The organism is Shewanella sp. MF05960 (assembly GCF_050849305.1).
Lineage (GTDB): Bacteria > Pseudomonadota > Gammaproteobacteria > Enterobacterales > Shewanellaceae > Shewanella.
On the sequence record NZ_JBOZPS010000009.1, the window covers coordinates 62,287 to 80,115 of the forward strand.

Below are 17,829 nucleotides of genomic sequence, written 5' to 3' on the forward strand. Positions count from 1 at the left end.
CTTAGTATTATACGCTTTGCTCGAGTGGGCCGAAGGCTTGATTAAGCGCATTGATAAAGGCGACTAATTCACTGCCCATTAAGGCAAAGTCAGCATCAAGACGTGCTATTGGATCTTCTGTGCCGACTTCATCATTACCTGCTCTAAACTCTTCTGAAAACTTAATGCGTTTTACGCTCGCATCAGATTGCATTAAAAAGGCAATAGATTGGCCAAAATGTAGTGCTAATTTATGAACCTGTTTGCCCGTTGCAATATGAGCCAGTACTTCATCTTCTTGCAGTACCTGTTGTTTAAAGCGAACAATTCCACCTTCATCAGAATCAGACTTCAATTCAGCTTCATCTTGCATCTCAAAAGGAGCAGGCGCTTCGCCAGCTTGCAGCCACTGCGTTAGCGTTGCTTCAATTGGCGTTGCAAAACTTAATGGGATCACCGGTAAACTGCCAACCGCTTTACGTAATAATGCCAGTAACTCTTCTGCTTTTGTGGCGCTTGAGCTGTCCACTAAAATCATTTCTAGTTCAGGCATGATCAATGCGTGAGTTTGGCTACGACGTGAAAATGCACGGGGTAATAAGGTGGTGGTGATCTCGTCTTTTATGGTGTCTTTTTCTTTTTTAGTGACTTTACGGTTTTCTTGATCTTCTATTTCAGCCACTTTTTCATCTAGCGCTTCTTTAATCACCTGACCGGGTAGGATCTTTTCTTCTTTGGTTACACAGATCAAATGACGGTTTTCTGCACTATGGACTAATGCATTGCCTTTTTTACCCAATGCATTTGAAAATCCAAACTTACTGATGTCTTGGCTAGAGCAAGGAGAGAAGGTGAAATCGGCTAGGGCCGTTTCTAATGTTTCGGTATCAGTCGTAAACGGTTTGTTGAAACGATACAAGGTGAGATTTTTAAACCACATAGAATGCTCTCATTAATTAACAGGAAAAATCAGATAACGCAGTTTACGGGATAGATGCAAAGCGGTAAACCTACAAAAAAATGCCCTTTGTACGATAGCGAATAGAGTTGGAATGATAATTCATCAAATTGTCACATTTCTCTTATCGGCCTTGAAACCACTGTTGTAGCTATGTTTGAGGATTTGCTAGTGGGTTTAACCCCGCGAATATCAGCAATTAATGAACCAGTGAAATATTTTTGAAACATTCACAAGGCAGAATTCCGCTCGTTCCGATACAACTAACCCAGAATAACCATGACGAAATATGCGTCAAAAGGATGAAATGATGAACGTTTTTTGTAAAACTCTATTAGCTTCTGCAATGGCCGCCTCTGTAGTTTCAAGTGCATATGCAGCAGACCCTCTAACAGTGTATGGCAAATTAAATGTTACAGCACAGTCAAATGATGTTGCAGACGAAACTGAAACAACTATTCAAAGTAATGCATCACGTTTTGGTGTAACCGGTGATTTTGAGTTAAGCAATTCATTAGAAGCTTTCTACACAATCGAATACGAAGTCAACACGGGTGATGACGACAAAGAAAACTTTTTAGCACGCAACCAGTTTGTCGGCTTAAAAGGTAACTTTGGTGCGGTATCTGTAGGTCGTAACGACACTATTCTGAAAGTCTCTCAAGGTAAAGTGGATCAGTTCAATGACCTTTCTGGCGATGTGAAAACCTTATTTAAAGGTGAAAACCGCATGGCTCAAACGGCCACTTACTACACGCCAATGTTTGGTGATTTCCAAGTGGGTGTGACTTATGTCGCTTCTGGCGACTCAGACCAAGTGGTCGGTGATAACACTACCGGCGAAGATGGCGTGAGCATGGCATTGATGTATGGCGACTCTGGTTTAAAGACGTCTGCTATTTATGCGGCAATAGCATATGATTCAAAAGTAAAAGGTTATGACACTGCACGCGCTACTGTACAAGGTAAAGTGGCTGGTGTGGTGATTGGTGGTATGTACCAGCAACAAGAAGCCATAGACAGTGATGTTACCGATAATGGTTTCTTACTGAGCGCGGCGTATGATATTAATGATGTAACGCTTAAAGCGCAGTTTGCTGACATGGAAAATAAAGGTGATTCATGGTCGGTTGGTGCAGATTATAAATTAGGTAAGCCGACTAAACTGTTTGCTTTTTATACCGACAATTCGTTTGATTCAAACGATCAAGATGACAGCTATGTGGGTGTCGGTATTGAACATAAGTTCTAAGCTAAATTGCATACAATAAAAAAGGGCTTCGGCCCTTTTTTCGTTACTGTGTGTTAACCGCAATTAAGTTTTTATGACAAAAAACGGTTTTTAATGGCAATATCGACATCAGGGTCATGAAAGTGTAACAAAAGTGTCCAATAATACCCTTGTGGCAAATTAATGTAGAAACCCAATATGACAGCTAGGATATTAATAGTAGAAGATGAATCAGCAATTCGTGAGATGCTGACATTTGTGATGGATCAACATGGTTTTACGACGGCTGCAGCTGAAGATTTCGATTCAGCAATTGAGTTGCTTCAAGAGCCTTATCCAGATTTAATTTTGTTGGATTGGATGTTCCCTGGTGGCAGCGGTATTCAATTAGCAAAACGCTTAAAGCAAGATGAATTTACGCGCCAAATCCCCATTATTATGCTGACCGCTCGCGGTGAAGAGGAAGATAAAGTCAAAGGCCTGGAAGTGGGTGCAGATGACTATATTACCAAACCTTTTTCGCCTAAAGAGTTGGTTGCCAGAATAAAAGCCGTATTACGTAGAAGTGCGCCAACGCGTTTAGAAGAAACCATAGACGTGCAAGGGCTGCAGCTTGACCCTGTGAGTCATCGAGTTACGGTCGGTGACGATGTGCTTGATATGGGACCAACAGAGTTTAGGTTGTTGCATTTCTTCATGACACATCCTGAGCGAGTTTACAGCCGTGAACAATTGCTCGATAACGTCTGGGGAACCAACGTGTATGTAGAAGACCGTACTGTTGATGTACACATTCGCCGACTGCGTAAAGCTGTAGAGCAAGGTGGACATGACAAGTTGATTCAAACTGTTCGTGGTGCTGGTTATCGTTTTTCAACCAGAATGTAATGCGTATGCAGCAAATGAAGCACTGTGATAATCCACAGCGCTTCTTTGTTTGCTGTCTAGCCACAATGGTCTATTTAGGCTATCTTGTGGTTCCTCGTTAATCCTAATAATCAGTAACGACACTAAAAAATTGAAAGTGTTGGCTGCGTTACTTTAGCCATTAGGTTACCTATGCTTAACTCGTATTCTGGATTTCGATTATTTTCTCGTTTAGCCCTGCTACTGATACTGTTTATCTGTGTTGGTGCTTTTGTTGATCAGATAGCGTTGGTCACATTATTGGGGACCATAGGTTTACTCGTATGGCATTATCGGCAAATTACCCGACTTAACTTTTGGTTATGGAAAGATAAAAAATTAACCCCGCCCCAAGGGCAAGGAAGTTGGGAAGGGGTATTTAATGGTATATATCGACTTCAAGGTAAAAATCGTCGTCGCGTTGGGCAATTAGCAACATTACTTGCTCGTTTTCGTCAAGGCGCAGAAGCACTACCTGATGCCACAGTCGTGCTCGATGCAGAACATAATATTTTGTGGTGTAACAAACTTGCGCAATTAGTCTTAGGCTTTGTCTGGCCGCAAGACAGTGGCCAGCGAATTGATAACCTTATACGCCATCCTGATTTCTCCGCCTATCTTAGAAAAGCCGAATTTAAAGAACCACTTGAAATACCTTCGCCAGTGTCTGATAAACGTTTACTTGAAATCCGTTTAATGAGTTATGGTGATAGGCAGTTGCTGCTGATGGCTCGCGATATCACCCGTATTCACCAACTTGAAGGTATGCGTAAAGACTTTGTTGCTAACGTGTCGCATGAGCTAAAAACCCCGCTTACGGTTTTGCAAGGCTATTTAGAGATAATGCAAGGAATGGAAGAGGATAATTCTCCAAACCAAAAGCCGTTATCGCTGATGCAACAACAAACCTCTCGGATGCAATCGATGGTTGAACAGCTATTAGCCTTGTCGCGGATTGAAGATGCTACTGACATCGACTTATCAAAAACGGTCAACATGAAAGTGATGATGGACGTGCTTCGAGAAGAAGCAAAAGCGCTTGCTGGCGACGAATATACCTTAGAGTTTCATTGCGAGGCAGGATTAAACACCCACGGTAATGAAATCCAACTTCGCAGCGCCTGTTCAAATCTTATCTCCAACGCGATTCGTTATACCGCGCCGGGAGGCATAATCTCTGTCACCTGGAGAAGTGTTGCTACTGGGGGATTATTTTCGGTCAAAGACACGGGTGAGGGCATCGCTCCACAGCATATTAATCGCTTAACTGAGCGCTTTTATCGCGTTGATAATGCACGCTCAAGTAAAACCGGTGGAACAGGTTTAGGACTCGCCATCGCAAAGCATGCATTGAGCCATCACCACAGTGAGCTTAATGTCACCAGCGAATACGGCAAAGGCAGTACATTTAGCTTTATTATTCCGACACACTTATTAGAAAGACACTAAATAATCGCGTTACCTCAAATCTAAAAAGCAGCATTTATGTTGCTTTTTTTATTGTCGAAAAATGGGCATATCATTGTCATAAAACCACATTGCAGGTAACGAAATCAGCTTAATGGATAGCATTAAGGCGGTGCGATTAACAATGAGTGGCTTAGCAGACTTGATTGGTCGCAGTTTAAGTTGTTGATATACATAAACAGTTGGCAGGATTTGACAAATAAAACAGTTTTAAGACGGATGTCATACAACTGTCACATCAAAGTCATAGACTTGTCATCAATGAGGTCGATACTGACTACGTTTTAAAAACCTAGTACGCTTAATTCTGGAGCAATACAATGAAACTGAACAAACTTGTCGGCGCAATTACCCTTACAGCCGCTGGTGTATTCTCAGCAGCATCTATGGCTGCTATTGACCCAACGTTACCTGTATATGAAAAAACGAGTGGCGTATCTGGTAACTTGTCTTCTGTCGGTTCTGATACTTTAGCGAATATGATGACGTTATGGGCTGAAGAGTTTAAACATATTTATCCAAACGTAAACATCCAAATTCAAGCTGCTGGTTCTTCTACTGCGCCACCAGCACTGACTGAAGGGACTTCACAGTTCGGCCCAATGAGCCGTAAGATGAAGCCTAATGAAGTTGAAGCTTTTGAAAAGCATTATGGTTATCAACCAACAGCGGTACGTGTAGCCATTGACGCCTTAGCGGTATTCGTACATAAAGATAACCCAATCACGGGATTAAGCATTGAGCAAATCGACAGTATTTTTTCGTCAACACACAAGTGTGGCGGTAAAGAGATTAATCGTTGGGGTGATGCCGGTTTAGAAGGTAATTGGAGCGCGAAAGACGTTCAGCTTTATGGTCGTAACTCAGTGTCTGGTACTTATGGTTACTTCAAAGAAAAAGCCTTATGTAAAGGCGATTTCCGTCCAAACGTGAACGAGCAACCGGGTTCTGCTTCTGTAGTACAGTCTGTATCACAGTCGCTAAATGCAATTGGTTATTCAGGTATTGGTTATAAAACGGCGGGCGTTAAAGCCGTGGCAATATCAAAGAAAGGCGATAAGTTTATCGAAGCGACAGCTGCCAATGCTGCCAACGGTACTTACCCATTATCACGTTACTTATATGTTTATGTGAATAAGCATCCAAATAAAGACCTTTCGCCAATGGATCGTGAATTCTTACGCTTTGTATTGTCTAAGCAAGGTCAGCAAATTGTTGAGAAAGATGGCTATGTTCCTGTTCCAACGGCAGTAGTGACTAAAGATTTAGAAAAAGTGGGTATCAAGCTTTAATCGCTTAACCCTCCAAGACTAAAAGGCCTCATTTGAGGCCTTTTTTGTTTTTATGAATCTGAAAAGCTCAAAAAAATGACAAAAAAAAGCAACCTGACTAAGAGGTTGCTGCTATTGCTAAGGGCAATACTGTTGATAGCGTAAAACAACTATCTAATTAGGAGAATGATGATGAACAAAAAAACGCTACTAGCTACAAAAAATAAGTAATGCAAATTCGGTTCATATAATCAGACTGGGTTATTTCAATTTAGTTCCGCATTTTTTTAAAAAAGATTATTTATTTTTGAGCTGAAGTTATAAAAATTAAATATGCTACCTGAGTAATCTGACTATTTACTTAAAATGCTATGATATTGTCATGATCTAAAATGATAACGAAAGCGCAGAGGTTTATGTGACAACAGTGTTGAAAAGTACCGAAACAACCTTCGATGTAAACAAGGATTACCATTCAAGTGCGAATACAGATGCTTTATGCGTGCATCATCTTGATATTGCACTTAACGTGGATTTTGTTGCGCAGCAACTAAGCGGAACGGTAACGTTATTTTTTAATCGTAAACTGGCTCAATCGGTACTGATCATTGATGGTCGTGATTTATTGATTGATATGGTCACCGACTTAAATGGCCAGCCATTAACCTATGAATGTGAAGACGTTAATCCGATTTTAGGACAGCGATGGTTGATTGATGTCGGTTTACTGATCACACAAGTGGTTGTGCATTATCATACCTCTCCTAAGGCGCAAGGGCTGCAATGGCTCAATGCAGAACAAACCTTAGGCAAGCAGTTACCTTATTTGTTTAGTCAGTCACAACCTATCAATGCACGCAGCTGGCTGCCTTTACAAGATAGCCCTAAAGCGAGAGTGACGTTTAATGCCACAGTCAAAGTCCCTTTAGGGCTTCGCGCGGTAATGAGCGCTAATAATAATCCCGTCATGCCAGAAGATGGCATATTTACCTTTAGCATGGATAAGCCCATTCCCACTCATTTATTAGCCATAGCCGTAGGCGACTTAGCGTTTAAAGCTACAGGTCTTCGAAGTGGTATTTATACCGAACCAGGCATGCTTGAGGCTGCGGCGAATGAATTTGAAGATACTGAGTCGATGATTCAGGTGGCAGAATCGTTGCTTGGACCTTATGCATGGGGGCGCTACGACATGATAGTGCTGCCGCCAAGCTTTCCCTTTGGTGGTATGGAAAACCCGATGCTGGCATTTATGACCCCCACATTGATTGCTGGCGATAAAAGTTTAGTTTCAACGGTTGCTCATGAATTAGCTCATTCCTGGACTGGCAATTTAGTCAGTAATGCGACTTGGCGTGATTTATGGCTCAACGAAGGTTTTACCACTTATTTTACTAATCGAATTGTTGAAGCCGTGTATGGCACCGAGCAAGCCCAATTAGAGTGGGTCATTGAGTTTGGTCGCTTACAAGAAGAAATTCAATCAATGCCTTTAGTCGATCAAACATTGCCAGCCAATGTGCAATATCGCGATCCTAATTTGGCATTTAATCGTTTTACTTATGACAAAGCATCGATGTTTGTACATGAACTTGAATCTCGATTAGGGCGTGCCGCGTTTGATGCGTTTTTACTTCAGTACGTTAATCACTTTGCTTTTAGTGCCATTACGACAGAAACCTTCGTTGACTATGCGAAACAAACCATACTCGTTGATCATGACGATAAGTTATCTGTAGATGAATTAAACGAGTGGGTTTATGGACAGGGATTACCTGCTTGGTTTGAGGAGCCGACATCTACGAGCTTTGACAAGGTTGACTTCGCGATAGCGCAATTCATTAGCGGCACTGCTGCAAGTGATTTGTGCGTAACACAATGGCGTGTTCATCACTGGCAATATTTTTTAAGTAAATTACCGTTAATGGTTAGCCAGGCGATGCTATTGGATTTAGATGAGGTATTTAAATTTACCGGGCATCACAATGCTGAAATCGCCTGTGATTGGTATCGGGTCGCGATTCGCAATCTATTTGATCCAGTATTGCCCGCATTAACGGAGTATTTGTGCCAAATAGGCAGAGGTAAATTTGTGAGACCGTTATTCATTGAACTCCAGATTGCGGGTTATCACCAAGAGCTTAATGATATTTATGCCAGAGCTCGACTTGGCTATCACCCTTCATTACAAGTGCAATTAGATACCCTACTGCAGGTTGAACCTTCTCACGAAAAGACATAAAAAAATGGCAGCCTATTGGCTGCCAAAATAAATCTTTGCGGGTTGTCATTAACAGTGCGCTAGCGTGTTAATACTGCCCAATGGGGATGATGATGAACAATAAACATTAAAACCTGTAGCAATAACTCAATCCTAACCGAGGCTGAGGTGAGTAGGATAAACCACTTTGTCGTGTTTGATTTAACCTCGGGGGAGAAGGCTAAATCCTGACACTGCAACTCACATCAACCACATCTTATTCGTTACATATAATCAGACTGGGCGTTATTAAAAAAGTTCACAGAAATAATGAAATTGTTTAAATTTATTTTATAGGCATTATTTAGCACCACTTTAACCAACAAAAAATGATTATCTTAAGGCAAATTCCAAGCAAAAAAATGGCAACCAATAAGGTTGCCTAAGTCGTTCTTTGTGAGGTGTCATTAACGGTGCGCTAGCGTGTTAATGCTCCCCAAATAGGGATGATGATGAACAATGAACATAAATCTGTAGCAGTAACTCAATCCTAACTGAGGCTGAGGTGAGTAGGGTAAACCACTTTGCTGTGTTTGATTTAACCCCGGGGGAGAAGGCTAAATTCAGACACTGCAACTCACATCAACTACATCTTATTCGTTACATATAATCAGACTGGACGTTATTAAAAAAGTTCACAGAAATAATCAAATTGTTTAAATTTATTTTATAGGCATTATTTAACACCACTTTAATCCAATGAAAGCTAACATCTGGAAAGAAATAGCAGGCAAAAAAATGGCAACCAATAAGGTTGCCTAAGTCGTTCTTTGTGGGGGGGCATTAACGGTGCGCTAGCGTGTTAATGCTCCCCAAATAGGGATGATGATGAACAATGAACATAAATCTGTAGCAGTAACTCAATCCTAACTGAGGCTGAGGTGAGTAGGGTAAACCACTTTGCTGTGTTTGATTTAACGCCGGGGGAGAAGGCTAAATCCTGACACTGCAACTCACATCAACCACATCTTATTCGTTACATATAATCAGACTGGGCGTTATTAAAAAAGTTCACAGAAATAATGAAATTGTTTAAATTTATTTTACAGGCATTATTTAGCACCACTTTAATCCAATGAAAGCTAACATCTGGAAAGAAATAGCAGGCAAAAAAATGGCAACCAATAAGGTTGCCTAAGTCGTTCTTTGTGGGGTGTCATTAACGGTGCGCTAGCGTGTTAATGCTCCCCCAATAGGGATGATGATGAACAATGAACATAAATCTGTTGTGGCAAGTCAGTTCAAAGCGTTGATGTTCACTTTGGTACAAACCAGAAAAGTTGGAGGTGGACATTTTCTCGTTTGCGCTCTACTTGCTACTTATATTCAGACTGAGCGAACGATACAAAGTTCATTAAATTTTGCAGTTTTACTAAATATTTAATTTTTTATAATTAAAATAGATACTTAGTTTGATATGGTCCGCGGGTTGTCGATCCTGTGGCAAGATAGACTCCAGTGTCAGGATAGTTGTCGGTAATACTTAGACGAAGCAAACCTTAGACGAAGCAAACCTGTAAAGTATAAGTGCAGCCTCATTTTCACTGATTGGTTGTACGGTGAGACGGATTCCTGTGAATAGGCGAGGCAAATGATGTGACTTACTTTACTCAATTTATTTTATAAAGTGAGTTTTATTGCCCTTGGCAAGCTTGTTGAACGTCAGACATAAAAAAAGGCAATCAACTGATTGCCTATCGATCGATTTTTCGATCAAGGGGACCGCGCTAGAAGTCCCAGGGAGATGATGAACAATAGATGAAAAAAATAAATCTAACTGTTACTTATTTTGAGTAGCAAAGAGATAAAAAGTTCAAAAATGAGTGTATATTTTACGCTAAAAAAAACGATATTTTTGATACTTGATAATAATCATATGTTTAGATGAATATTTATTTGTCCATTATTGTGCTTTCTTACAATGTAAACAATATTGGCGATGTCATGCTCAATGGTTAAGTGCACAGTGGTTAAGTAGACTGTGGTTAAGTGCTCAGTGGTTAAGTCGGTAATGGTTAAGAGTTCAGTGTTTAAGCTAAAAGCTTTTCAATGACTTCTTTTAGCTCTTCAGGTTTGGTCGTAGGAGCATAACGGTTAACGACATTGCCATTTTTATCAACTAAAAATTTAGTAAAATTCCATTTGATAGACTCGCTACCAAGCAAACCTTTTGCTGACTTTTTAAGCTGTTGATACAGTGGGTGAGCGTTAGCACCATTGACTTCAACTTTACTGAACAATGGGAATGACACTCCAAAGTTAAGTTCGCAGAACTGGCTTATTTCTTCTTCATTACCTTGTTCTTGCTTGCCAAACTGGTTGCATGGAAAACCTAAAATCACTAAACCTTTATCTTTATATTCTTGATTTAATGCTTCAAGTGATTGGTATTGTGGAGTAAACCCACATTTGCTCGCGGTATTAACGATCAGTAATACTTTATCTTTAAAGGTCTCCATGACGATATCATTGCCTTTAATGTCTTTTACGGTGATAGGGTAAATAGTGCTGCTCATCAGGGAACTCCAAATTGTCAAAAATTAACTATAATATATAGCCTATTCGTTAGCAATTAAATTGCGCGCAATCCAATATATCTATTTGCTTATCAATGACAATTTCAATATAGTTTGCGCTTATTTAACAAGTAGAATTAGGGGCGTGCTTATGAGTGATTTAAAGAACGAACTTAACTCTGAAGATGAAATCGAAACGAGCTCATCCCCTCAGGCTGATGTTAGCCAAGTCGTGCTTCAATTAACCGAAGCCGAAGGGGACGAGCAAGCCGAAGTGTTCAGTGAAATCTTGATTGATGCTGAACCCGGTACCATTGCATTATTACTCGAATCGTTACCGCTTGATGAACGTTATGAACGTTGGCAGCAAGTTGACGTAGAAGAACGTGTCGATGTCCTTAACTTAATGCGTGCAGATCCTCGTTTAGGCATTTTAAAGAAAATGCCAGATGAGGAGCTTGATTTACTCTTTTCGCAATTAAGTCCTGAAGATCTCATTGAATGGAGTGACTCGCTTCCCGACAACATCACTGATCGTGCATTGGCACAGATGGGTGAGCGTCAGCGTAAGCATTATGAGCTTTATAACCAATATACTGAAAATGAAATTGGTCGTTATGCCGATCACCAAATGTTGGCATTAAGTCCTGCATCAACGGTTGCCCAAGGTCAGCGTTTTTTTAGACGTATCGACTTAGACTGTAATGATCATTTATTTTTAGTTGATGTGAACGATAAATATCTTGGTACAGTTCGTCGCTACGATGTATTCAAAACGGTGGATACCGATACCACGCTGCAATCGTTGAAGTGGGACGATAGTCGTGTAATTTCTGCTGATTCATCGTTAATTGAGGCTGCTGAAGCGATTGAGCATAGTCGTGAACTTGAACTGCCAGTGGTCGATGAAGACGGTATATTGATTGGTCGTATGACCTTGCGAACCGCAACGGCTTTAGTGCGTGAGCATTATGAAGCGCAGTTAATGGCAACGGCAGGTATGGATGAGCATGACGATTTGTTCGCACCGATTTTTGTTGGTGCTAAACGCCGTGCTGTATGGCTAGGAATTAACTTACTGACTGCATTTTTAGCTTCTGCCACCATTGGAATGTTTGAAAATGTATTATCCCAGGTGGTTGCGTTAGCAGTATTAATGCCAATTGTCGCCTCTATGGGCGGTATTGCCGGGAGTCAGTCATTAACACTGATGATCCGTGGTATGGCAATGGGACAGATAACAGCCGGTAACGTCATGTCGTTAATGAAAAACGAACTTGGTATTGGCGCGTTAAATGGTACGTTATGGGCTATTGTCATCGGCATCATTGCCGGCTGGTGGTTTGATGATAATGTCATGGGGATTGTTATTGCCTGTGCGATTTTGATCAACATGGCGGTCGCGGCTATCGCGGGAGTCATGGTACCCATGATTTTGCAGCGCTTTAACCAAGATGCGGCATTATCGGGGTCTGTTATTTTAACGACAGTGACCGATGTAGTAGGATTTTTTACCTTTTTAGGTTTAGCTTCAATACTGTACCTGTAAAAAGGAAAATTACCGTATCAATATCGCTCAACGTTAATCGTATTATGAAGATGGTCTTGAATATTCAAGGCCATTTTTTGGCAACAAAAAAGCAAGTTGCAGGCAACTTGCTTTTTAAACTTGATGAGAAAATCCTGTTAAACTACTTCCACTTAGCAGGTGCGAACTCCATTTCAGCATTATCGTCAAAGTAACGACGTTTGGTATCACGACGACGTTGTTTTACCTTTTTCGATTTCGGTTTTCCCTTGATGTTATCGCCCCATGGCGCATCATCTTCATCAAATTCAAATGAGTGTGACATTTTCAACATTCCAGATAACTGTACCGCTGTTGGTACAGCCCCTTTTTACCTAAAGTTAATAATAAGCTAAAGCGAAATATTTCATTCTTGACGGTAAAAATTATTGCACGTAAAGATGACAACAAAATGACAGTGTAATTTTTACTTTAGTGTCTCAATCTTTGTTGAGTGAGCGCGCATAAAGACATTGGGCTAATTGTTGCTGCCAGGTTTTTGATTTTAAGATTGACTGCGAACGTGAGGTGTCTAACACACTGAAAGTAGGGCGCTTAACGCGAGAGTTATATTGTTCAGATGTCACAGGTGTTAATGTAATGGTTGCGGGGATTAACCCTAATGCTTCGGCTTGTGACTGTATCTCTTTAGCAAACTCATACCAAGTACACATGCCTGCATCACTCCAATGGTAAATTGGGAGCCATTGCTTTTGTAAACACAGTTTCCATAAAAAGTGAGCAAGATCATCAACCATCGTCGGGCTACCTGTTTGGTCATTTACCACATTAATATTGGAAATAAGACCTTGGGTTAACATTGCGCTATGGTGTGCTTGCGACATAAGTTTCAACATCGTGGTGACAAAGTTTTTGCCGCTATGATGATAGAGCCAAGAAGTGCGAACAATGCAAAACTGACTCGATTGCTGTTGTAAAATAATGTTTTCGGCAAGTAATTTTGATTGACCATATACATTAATGGCAGATGGCGTTTGGTGAACGGTATAAGGAAGTGATGACAGTCCATCAAATACATAATCTGTAGATAATTGGATGAACCTAATACCATATTGACGAGCCGCTTTAGCCATAAACCTAACGGCATCAACATTAGTTTGCATGACTTGCGTGGCGTTTGATTCAGCACGTTCTACATCAGTATAGGCTGCGCAATTGATAATAATGTCTGGCTGATAACGGGCTAACGCTTCATTAATGAGTTGAGGTTGAGTGATATTAACTTGCTGATGAGTTAATTGAATCAGCTCAAAATATCCCGGTTGGGTGCGTTTTAACGCTTTAGCCAACTGACCTGTTTGGCCAAATGTAAGTATTCTCATTAGCTATTAGCCAAATACCATTGCACGGTGTTACGTAAACCATCCTCAAAAGATTGTTTCGGTGTCCAGTTGAGTTCAGTTGTTATTTTACTCGCATCGATAGCATAACGTTGATCATGTCCTAATCTATCCTCTACATGACGGATTAATAGCTCGAATCCGTTATTGGTAGCGAGATGATGCTCAGGCATTAAGATACTCAAATGTTTGCAAATTGACTGAACAACTTGAAGGTTAGTGTGTTCATTATTGCCACCAATAGTGTAGGTCTCACCGATACGCCCTCGGGTTAATACTGCTAATAGCGCGTCGACATGGTCTTCAACATGCAACCAATCACGGATTTGTTGACCATGACCGTAAATCGGTATGTGTTCACCTAATATTGCACGATTAATGGTTAACGGGATCAGTTTTTCTGGGTGTTGATACGGCCCATAATTATTTGAACAATAACTGATTAACGTAGGGAGTCCATATGTTCTATGCCAAGCTTTTACGAGGTGATCGCTCGACGCTTTACTCGCAGAATAAGGCGAGCTTGGTGCATAAGCACTTTGTTCATTAAAGTAACCGGTTTGAGGTAAGTCGCCAAAGACTTCGTCTGTGGAAATATGATGAAATCGAAAACGTTTTGCTTTATGTGATGGTAAATCATTAAAAAAGGTTCGACTCGCTTCGAGCAAGTTGAACGTGCCAACAATATTCGTTTTGATAAAGGATGCTGGGCCTGCTATTGACCTATCAACATGACTTTCAGCCGCTAAATGCATTACGACATCGGGTTGATATCGTTCAAACACGGATTGAACTAACTTATCATCGCAGATGTCACCTTTAATAAAATGATATCGTTGGCTATCTTTGATTAAAGATAAGCTCAGAGGATTGGCTGCATAGGTGAGTTTATCGAGATTGATAACACTGTGCGGTGTTTGGGCCATGATATGGCGTACCAACGCCGAACCAATAAAACCACTTCCTCCTGAAATGAGTATTTTTAATGCGTGTCCGTTTTGTTCTGTCATTACGTTAAGCACCAAATGCAATAATGTGAGGGTTTATTTCAGGGTTATCTTTATTGGACATAATGGGAGCAATATGAGTCTTTATTGGCCATTGAATATTCAGTGTTGGGTCATTCCATGCCATGGTGTGCTCGTCATCCGCTCGGTAATATTCTGAACATTTATAGATAATGTCAGCGACCTCTGATAATACGTAAAAGCCATGTGCAAACCCCGCAGGGATCCACATTTGATAACCATTTTCATCTGAGAGTTGTTGACCTATCCATTTGCCATAGGTGGACGATCCTAGTCTTAAATCTACCGCAACATCGAATATGCAGCCGCTCGATACTCGGATTAACTTACCTTGAGGGAAACGTTGTTGAAAATGAAGCCCTCTTAATACATTGTTCATTGAGCGAGACTGATTTTCTTGTACTAATTGAGGAATTTTCAGATTTCTTTGAGTGAAGGCATCATCAAACACATTTTGACGTAATGTCTCCATAAAAAATCCACGTTCATCGACGAACTTTTGTGGGTTAAACAAGAAGACTTCATCAAGCTCGGTATTAATGCATTTCATTGGGAAAATTCTTATTGAGTAATGACAGTAAATACTGGCCATAGCCACTTTTGATGAGTTGGTTCGCAAGTAAAGTTAATTGTTGTTGATCGATTAACCCCATTGAAAAAGCCACTTCCTCTGGGCAAGAAATTTTTAATCCCTGTCGCTTTTCAATTGCAGCGATATATTGAGTTGCTTCAGCCATCGCATCAGGTGTACCTGTATCTAACCATGCTGTGCCACGGCCTAAAATACTCACATTAAGGTCGTTATTGTCTAAATATTGCTGAATAACATCGACAATCTCAAGTTCACCTCTTTGTGATGGCAATACCTTTTTAGCGTATTGACATGCTTTATGATCAAAAAAGTATAATCCAGGCATGGCGAAATTTGATTTTGGTATTGCGGGCTTTTCTGTAATGGATATGACTTTGCTTTGTTGATCAAACTCAATAACCCCATAGGCTTGCGGATTAGCAACATGATAACCAAATATGGCTGCGCCAGTCATGTTATTCGCTGCTTGTAATGTTGCTTGCAGCTGATGACCATAAAAAAGGTTATCCCCTAAAATCAGAGCGCTAGGACTACCATCAAGAAAAGGTTCAGCAAGAATGAGTGCTTGAGCTAAGCCTTCTGGTTTAGCTTGAATGGTATAATCAATACTGATGCCCCATTGATGACCATTTTTTAAGAGTGATTTAAAAAGAGGTAAATCTGTTTCAGTACAAATAACCAAAATTTCAGTGATACCTGCTTGCATTAAGGTGCAAAGAGGATAATAAATCATCGGCTTGTCGTATATGGGTAATAACTGTTTACAGACAACTTGTGTGATGGGATAAAGTCGTGTGCCTGAACCACCCGCTAATAAAATACCTTTTCTCATTTAACTGTCTTCAAGTGTCTAATCTGATAATTTTAACACAGCTAAACTCAATAAAGCATGGCACATTCGTGCAATAAACCTGTGTTCGGGGTAATTAACTGCCGATGAGGTGATCTAAGCCTTTTATTTTATCAACCCGATAGCGTTCTGAATCTGGCCCAGTAATTCTTTTATGTTCTACGTCCAGTAGATAGAGATGCTCTGGCAATACCTGATAAATATGGCCACGGTCTAATATGATAATGTTACCCGTTTTATCCCACTCAAATGTACCGCGACCTTGGAATGGATAAGGGTCACTGCCTAATCTTACAGTATGTATAATGTAATAATTGGGGGGAAGCAGTTCGATGGTGGTATCCATGCCGTCACAGCTAGGGCAAGGAAAAACGCCATGATAAACCCCTTGCCATTGGATTGTATTCATACTGCTGTTTGCTAAATCGTCAACGGTGGGAGTTTGTTGACCACATCCAAACAATACTAAGCTAAGTATTAACCATGCATTTTTCATCTAAAGTCCTTTTAGACATTGTATTGACGCGTTGCTATTACTGTCGGGATGAATTTTTAATGATTTTAGTTAACAACGCACCAGTGTTCTATTGTGTATCGTTCCGAGATAGGTTGTTTTAATATCCCTTAATCCTGAACTAGGCGAATAAACTACACTTTTTATACCATAGTTTTTAATTTTACAGCCTTATACTTTAGTTGTGATTTCAAAAAACTGTTTTATCTCATCAATTTGATCCATAGCATCTTGATACCCTAAATCGATTAACGTGGTTGTGTAGCTTTTTTCGAATAATAAATAAGACACAATACTCGAGTCTGATTGCCGATTAATCCCAAAAAACTTTAACAGCGTCCTAATGGCGAATGGCATGTCATCATAAAAACGCGCCGCTATTCGACTGAGATCTTGACTTGGCTTTATCACTAATGTGTCAATATGCCGAAGATTCAATACCTCTTTGTCTTGTGGCGATATCATCGCTAATGTGTTGTTAACTCGCTGTAAGCGTTCTAAATCACTGTTGAGTGTATCGGAGAAAATCGTATCTAATAAATGGCCGGCGATAGTGGCTGTTTTGGGGTGGTATTCAAACTCGATAGGAAAATGTTTGTGCGGGCTGTCTAGATTAATCACAAATATTTTATTGGCGCCTAGATGGATTGGGCTTGAAAGAGGGGATAATTGGTGTACCGAGCCATCGCCATAATAAGCCTGATTAAGTTTAATTGATGGGAATACCATAGGAATGGCTGAACTTGCCAATAAATGTTCCGTATTCAATAAACTGCGTAATCCTATCCGCCTTGCTCGTTGCCAATCTTCAATGTTGTCGTTACCTTGATAAAAACTGTACGAGCGCGAGTTGTTATAGCAAGAGGCATCGACACTAATCGCTGTTAGCGCTTTATTACTTATATTTCGGTCTATGCGTTTAAAGTCGATAAGATTATTGAGGAGTTCACGCAGTGGTTGGTTATCTAATAAACTGCCGGCGTCAGTGTTAACTTTGTCGTCTTGTAACCCTTTAATGGCCATTCGCCCTAAATGCCGGAGCACTTGTGCAACACTGGTGCGATAGACTTGTTTTGTTTCAAAGTGACGCCAAACCCAGTCGAGTTTTTTGACCGCAAGATGAAAGCAAGATGCATGCGTGGCTAAAGAGATGGCGTTAATGGCGCCAGCAGAGGTACCGCAAATAATATCAAATGGCACATGATGATTACGCGGATAAAATTGCACTAACGCTTTAAGCACACCAATTTGATATGCCGCTCTAGCGCCACCGCCACCTAAAACTATCGCTGTAGAGACTGCCAATCGATATCCTTAATAGAGTAATAA

Annotated in this window: 15 protein-coding genes; 6 read left to right on the forward strand and 9 right to left on the reverse strand. The window is 40.5% G+C overall.

All coding sequences use genetic code 11. From position 1 onward, the window contains the following. Positions 1-7: 7 nt before the first annotated feature. A complete protein-coding gene (rdgC, locus tag ACROAE_RS10930; protein WP_432401641.1) occupies positions 8-919 on the reverse strand; it encodes a recombination-associated protein RdgC in 912 nt (303 codons plus the stop codon). A gap of 325 nt (positions 920-1,244) precedes the next feature. On the opposite strand from rdgC, the gene ACROAE_RS10935 reads away from it, so the two are divergent. The 5 genes from ACROAE_RS10935 to ACROAE_RS10955 all read left to right on the forward strand — a co-directional run bounded on the left by ACROAE_RS10935 (position 1,245) and on the right by ACROAE_RS10955 (position 8,054). After that, positions 1,245-2,189 carry a porin gene (locus ACROAE_RS10935; protein ID WP_432401643.1) on the forward strand — a complete coding sequence of 315 codons (945 nt, stop codon included), beginning with the start codon at positions 1,245-1,247 and terminating at the stop codon, positions 2,187-2,189. Positions 2,190-2,366: 177 nt separating this feature from the next. Further along, positions 2,367-3,056, forward strand: a complete 690-nt coding sequence (phoB, locus tag ACROAE_RS10940; RefSeq protein ID WP_432401645.1) for a phosphate regulon transcriptional regulator PhoB — start codon at positions 2,367-2,369, stop codon at positions 3,054-3,056. A 171-nt stretch (positions 3,057-3,227) separates the two neighbouring features. Next, a complete protein-coding gene (gene phoR, locus ACROAE_RS10945) occupies positions 3,228-4,523 on the forward strand; it encodes a phosphate regulon sensor histidine kinase PhoR (protein WP_432401647.1) in 1,296 nt (431 codons plus the stop codon). Between the two features lie 338 nt (positions 4,524-4,861). Next, on the forward strand, positions 4,862-5,833 hold the full coding sequence (locus tag ACROAE_RS10950; RefSeq protein WP_432401649.1) for a PstS family phosphate ABC transporter substrate-binding protein: 972 nt from the start codon (positions 4,862-4,864) through the stop codon (positions 5,831-5,833). Positions 5,834-6,230: 397 nt separating this feature from the next. Beyond that, the gene (locus ACROAE_RS10955) at positions 6,231-8,054 is read left to right on the forward strand and encodes a M1 family metallopeptidase (RefSeq protein ID WP_432401652.1); all 1,824 of its coding nucleotides are present in this window, start codon (positions 6,231-6,233) and stop codon (positions 8,052-8,054) included. A 2,048-nt stretch (positions 8,055-10,102) separates the two neighbouring features. Here the strand turns inward: ACROAE_RS10955 and ACROAE_RS10960 are convergent. After that, positions 10,103-10,588, reverse strand: coding sequence for a glutathione peroxidase (locus ACROAE_RS10960; RefSeq protein ID WP_432401654.1), 486 nt, complete (start codon positions 10,586-10,588; stop codon positions 10,103-10,105). A gap of 151 nt (positions 10,589-10,739) precedes the next feature. Between ACROAE_RS10960 and ACROAE_RS10965 the strand changes: the two genes are divergently transcribed. Next, positions 10,740-12,137 (forward strand): magnesium transporter, encoded by a 1,398-nt coding sequence (locus tag ACROAE_RS10965; protein ID WP_432401657.1) that lies wholly within the window; start codon positions 10,740-10,742, stop codon positions 12,135-12,137. Positions 12,138-12,279: 142 nt separating this feature from the next. Here the strand turns inward: ACROAE_RS10965 and ACROAE_RS10970 are convergent, their stop codons facing one another. The 7 genes from ACROAE_RS10970 to ACROAE_RS11000 all read right to left on the reverse strand — a co-directional run bounded on the left by ACROAE_RS10970 (position 12,280) and on the right by ACROAE_RS11000 (position 17,805). After that, positions 12,280-12,441, reverse strand: coding sequence for a hypothetical protein (locus ACROAE_RS10970; protein WP_041413129.1), 162 nt, complete (start codon positions 12,439-12,441; stop codon positions 12,280-12,282). Between the two features lie 154 nt (positions 12,442-12,595). Further along, a complete protein-coding gene (gene rfbD / locus ACROAE_RS10975; RefSeq protein WP_432401659.1) occupies positions 12,596-13,498 on the reverse strand; it encodes a dTDP-4-dehydrorhamnose reductase in 903 nt (300 codons plus the stop codon). Next, positions 13,498-14,526, reverse strand: a complete 1,029-nt coding sequence (gene rfbB, locus ACROAE_RS10980; protein ID WP_432401661.1) for a dTDP-glucose 4,6-dehydratase — start codon at positions 14,524-14,526, stop codon at positions 13,498-13,500. The genes rfbD and rfbB overlap by 1 nt, the downstream gene beginning before the upstream one ends. Before the next feature lie 4 nt (positions 14,527-14,530). Then, positions 14,531-15,094 carry a dTDP-4-dehydrorhamnose 3,5-epimerase gene (gene rfbC, locus ACROAE_RS10985; protein ID WP_432401663.1) on the reverse strand — a complete coding sequence of 188 codons (564 nt, stop codon included), beginning with the start codon at positions 15,092-15,094 and terminating at the stop codon, positions 14,531-14,533. Beyond that, entirely contained in the window at positions 15,081-15,968 is an 888-nt protein-coding gene (gene rfbA, locus ACROAE_RS10990; protein WP_432401665.1) for a glucose-1-phosphate thymidylyltransferase RfbA, read from the reverse strand. Before rfbA ends, rfbC begins: the two co-directional genes overlap by 14 nt. A gap of 94 nt (positions 15,969-16,062) precedes the next feature. Further along, positions 16,063-16,482 carry a copper resistance protein NlpE gene (locus ACROAE_RS10995; RefSeq protein ID WP_432401667.1) on the reverse strand — a complete coding sequence of 140 codons (420 nt, stop codon included), beginning with the start codon at positions 16,480-16,482 and terminating at the stop codon, positions 16,063-16,065. Between the two features lie 189 nt (positions 16,483-16,671). Continuing rightward, the gene (locus ACROAE_RS11000) at positions 16,672-17,805 is read right to left on the reverse strand and encodes a patatin-like phospholipase family protein (RefSeq protein ID WP_432401669.1); all 1,134 of its coding nucleotides are present in this window, start codon (positions 17,803-17,805) and stop codon (positions 16,672-16,674) included. Between the last annotated feature and the right edge of the window lie 24 nt (positions 17,806-17,829).

Bases quoted from the DNA above. Each gene is read 5' to 3' on its own strand.
- rdgC (WP_432401641.1), bottom strand. From the start codon at position 919: ATGTGGTTTAAAAATCTCACCTTGTATCGTTTCAACAAACCGTTTACG.
- ACROAE_RS10935 (WP_432401643.1), top strand. From the start codon at position 1,245: ATGATGAACGTTTTTTGTAAAACTCTATTAGCTTCTGCAATGGCCGCC.
- phoB (WP_432401645.1), top strand. From the start codon at position 2,367: ATGACAGCTAGGATATTAATAGTAGAAGATGAATCAGCAATTCGTGAG.
- phoR (WP_432401647.1), top strand. From the start codon at position 3,228: ATGCTTAACTCGTATTCTGGATTTCGATTATTTTCTCGTTTAGCCCTG.
- ACROAE_RS10950 (WP_432401649.1), top strand. From the start codon at position 4,862: ATGAAACTGAACAAACTTGTCGGCGCAATTACCCTTACAGCCGCTGGT.
- ACROAE_RS10960 (WP_432401654.1), bottom strand. From the start codon at position 10,588: ATGAGCAGCACTATTTACCCTATCACCGTAAAAGACATTAAAGGCAAT.
- ACROAE_RS10965 (WP_432401657.1), top strand. From the start codon at position 10,740: ATGAGTGATTTAAAGAACGAACTTAACTCTGAAGATGAAATCGAAACG.
- ACROAE_RS10970 (WP_041413129.1), bottom strand. From the start codon at position 12,441: ATGTCACACTCATTTGAATTTGATGAAGATGATGCGCCATGGGGCGAT.
- rfbD (WP_432401659.1), bottom strand. From the start codon at position 13,498: ATGAGAATACTTACATTTGGCCAAACAGGTCAGTTGGCTAAAGCGTTA.
- rfbB (WP_432401661.1), bottom strand. From the start codon at position 14,526: ATGACAGAACAAAACGGACACGCATTAAAAATACTCATTTCAGGAGGA.
- rfbC (WP_432401663.1), bottom strand. From the start codon at position 15,094: ATGAAATGCATTAATACCGAGCTTGATGAAGTCTTCTTGTTTAACCCA.
- rfbA (WP_432401665.1), bottom strand. From the start codon at position 15,968: ATGAGAAAAGGTATTTTATTAGCGGGTGGTTCAGGCACACGACTTTAT.
- ACROAE_RS10995 (WP_432401667.1), bottom strand. From the start codon at position 16,482: ATGAAAAATGCATGGTTAATACTTAGCTTAGTATTGTTTGGATGTGGT.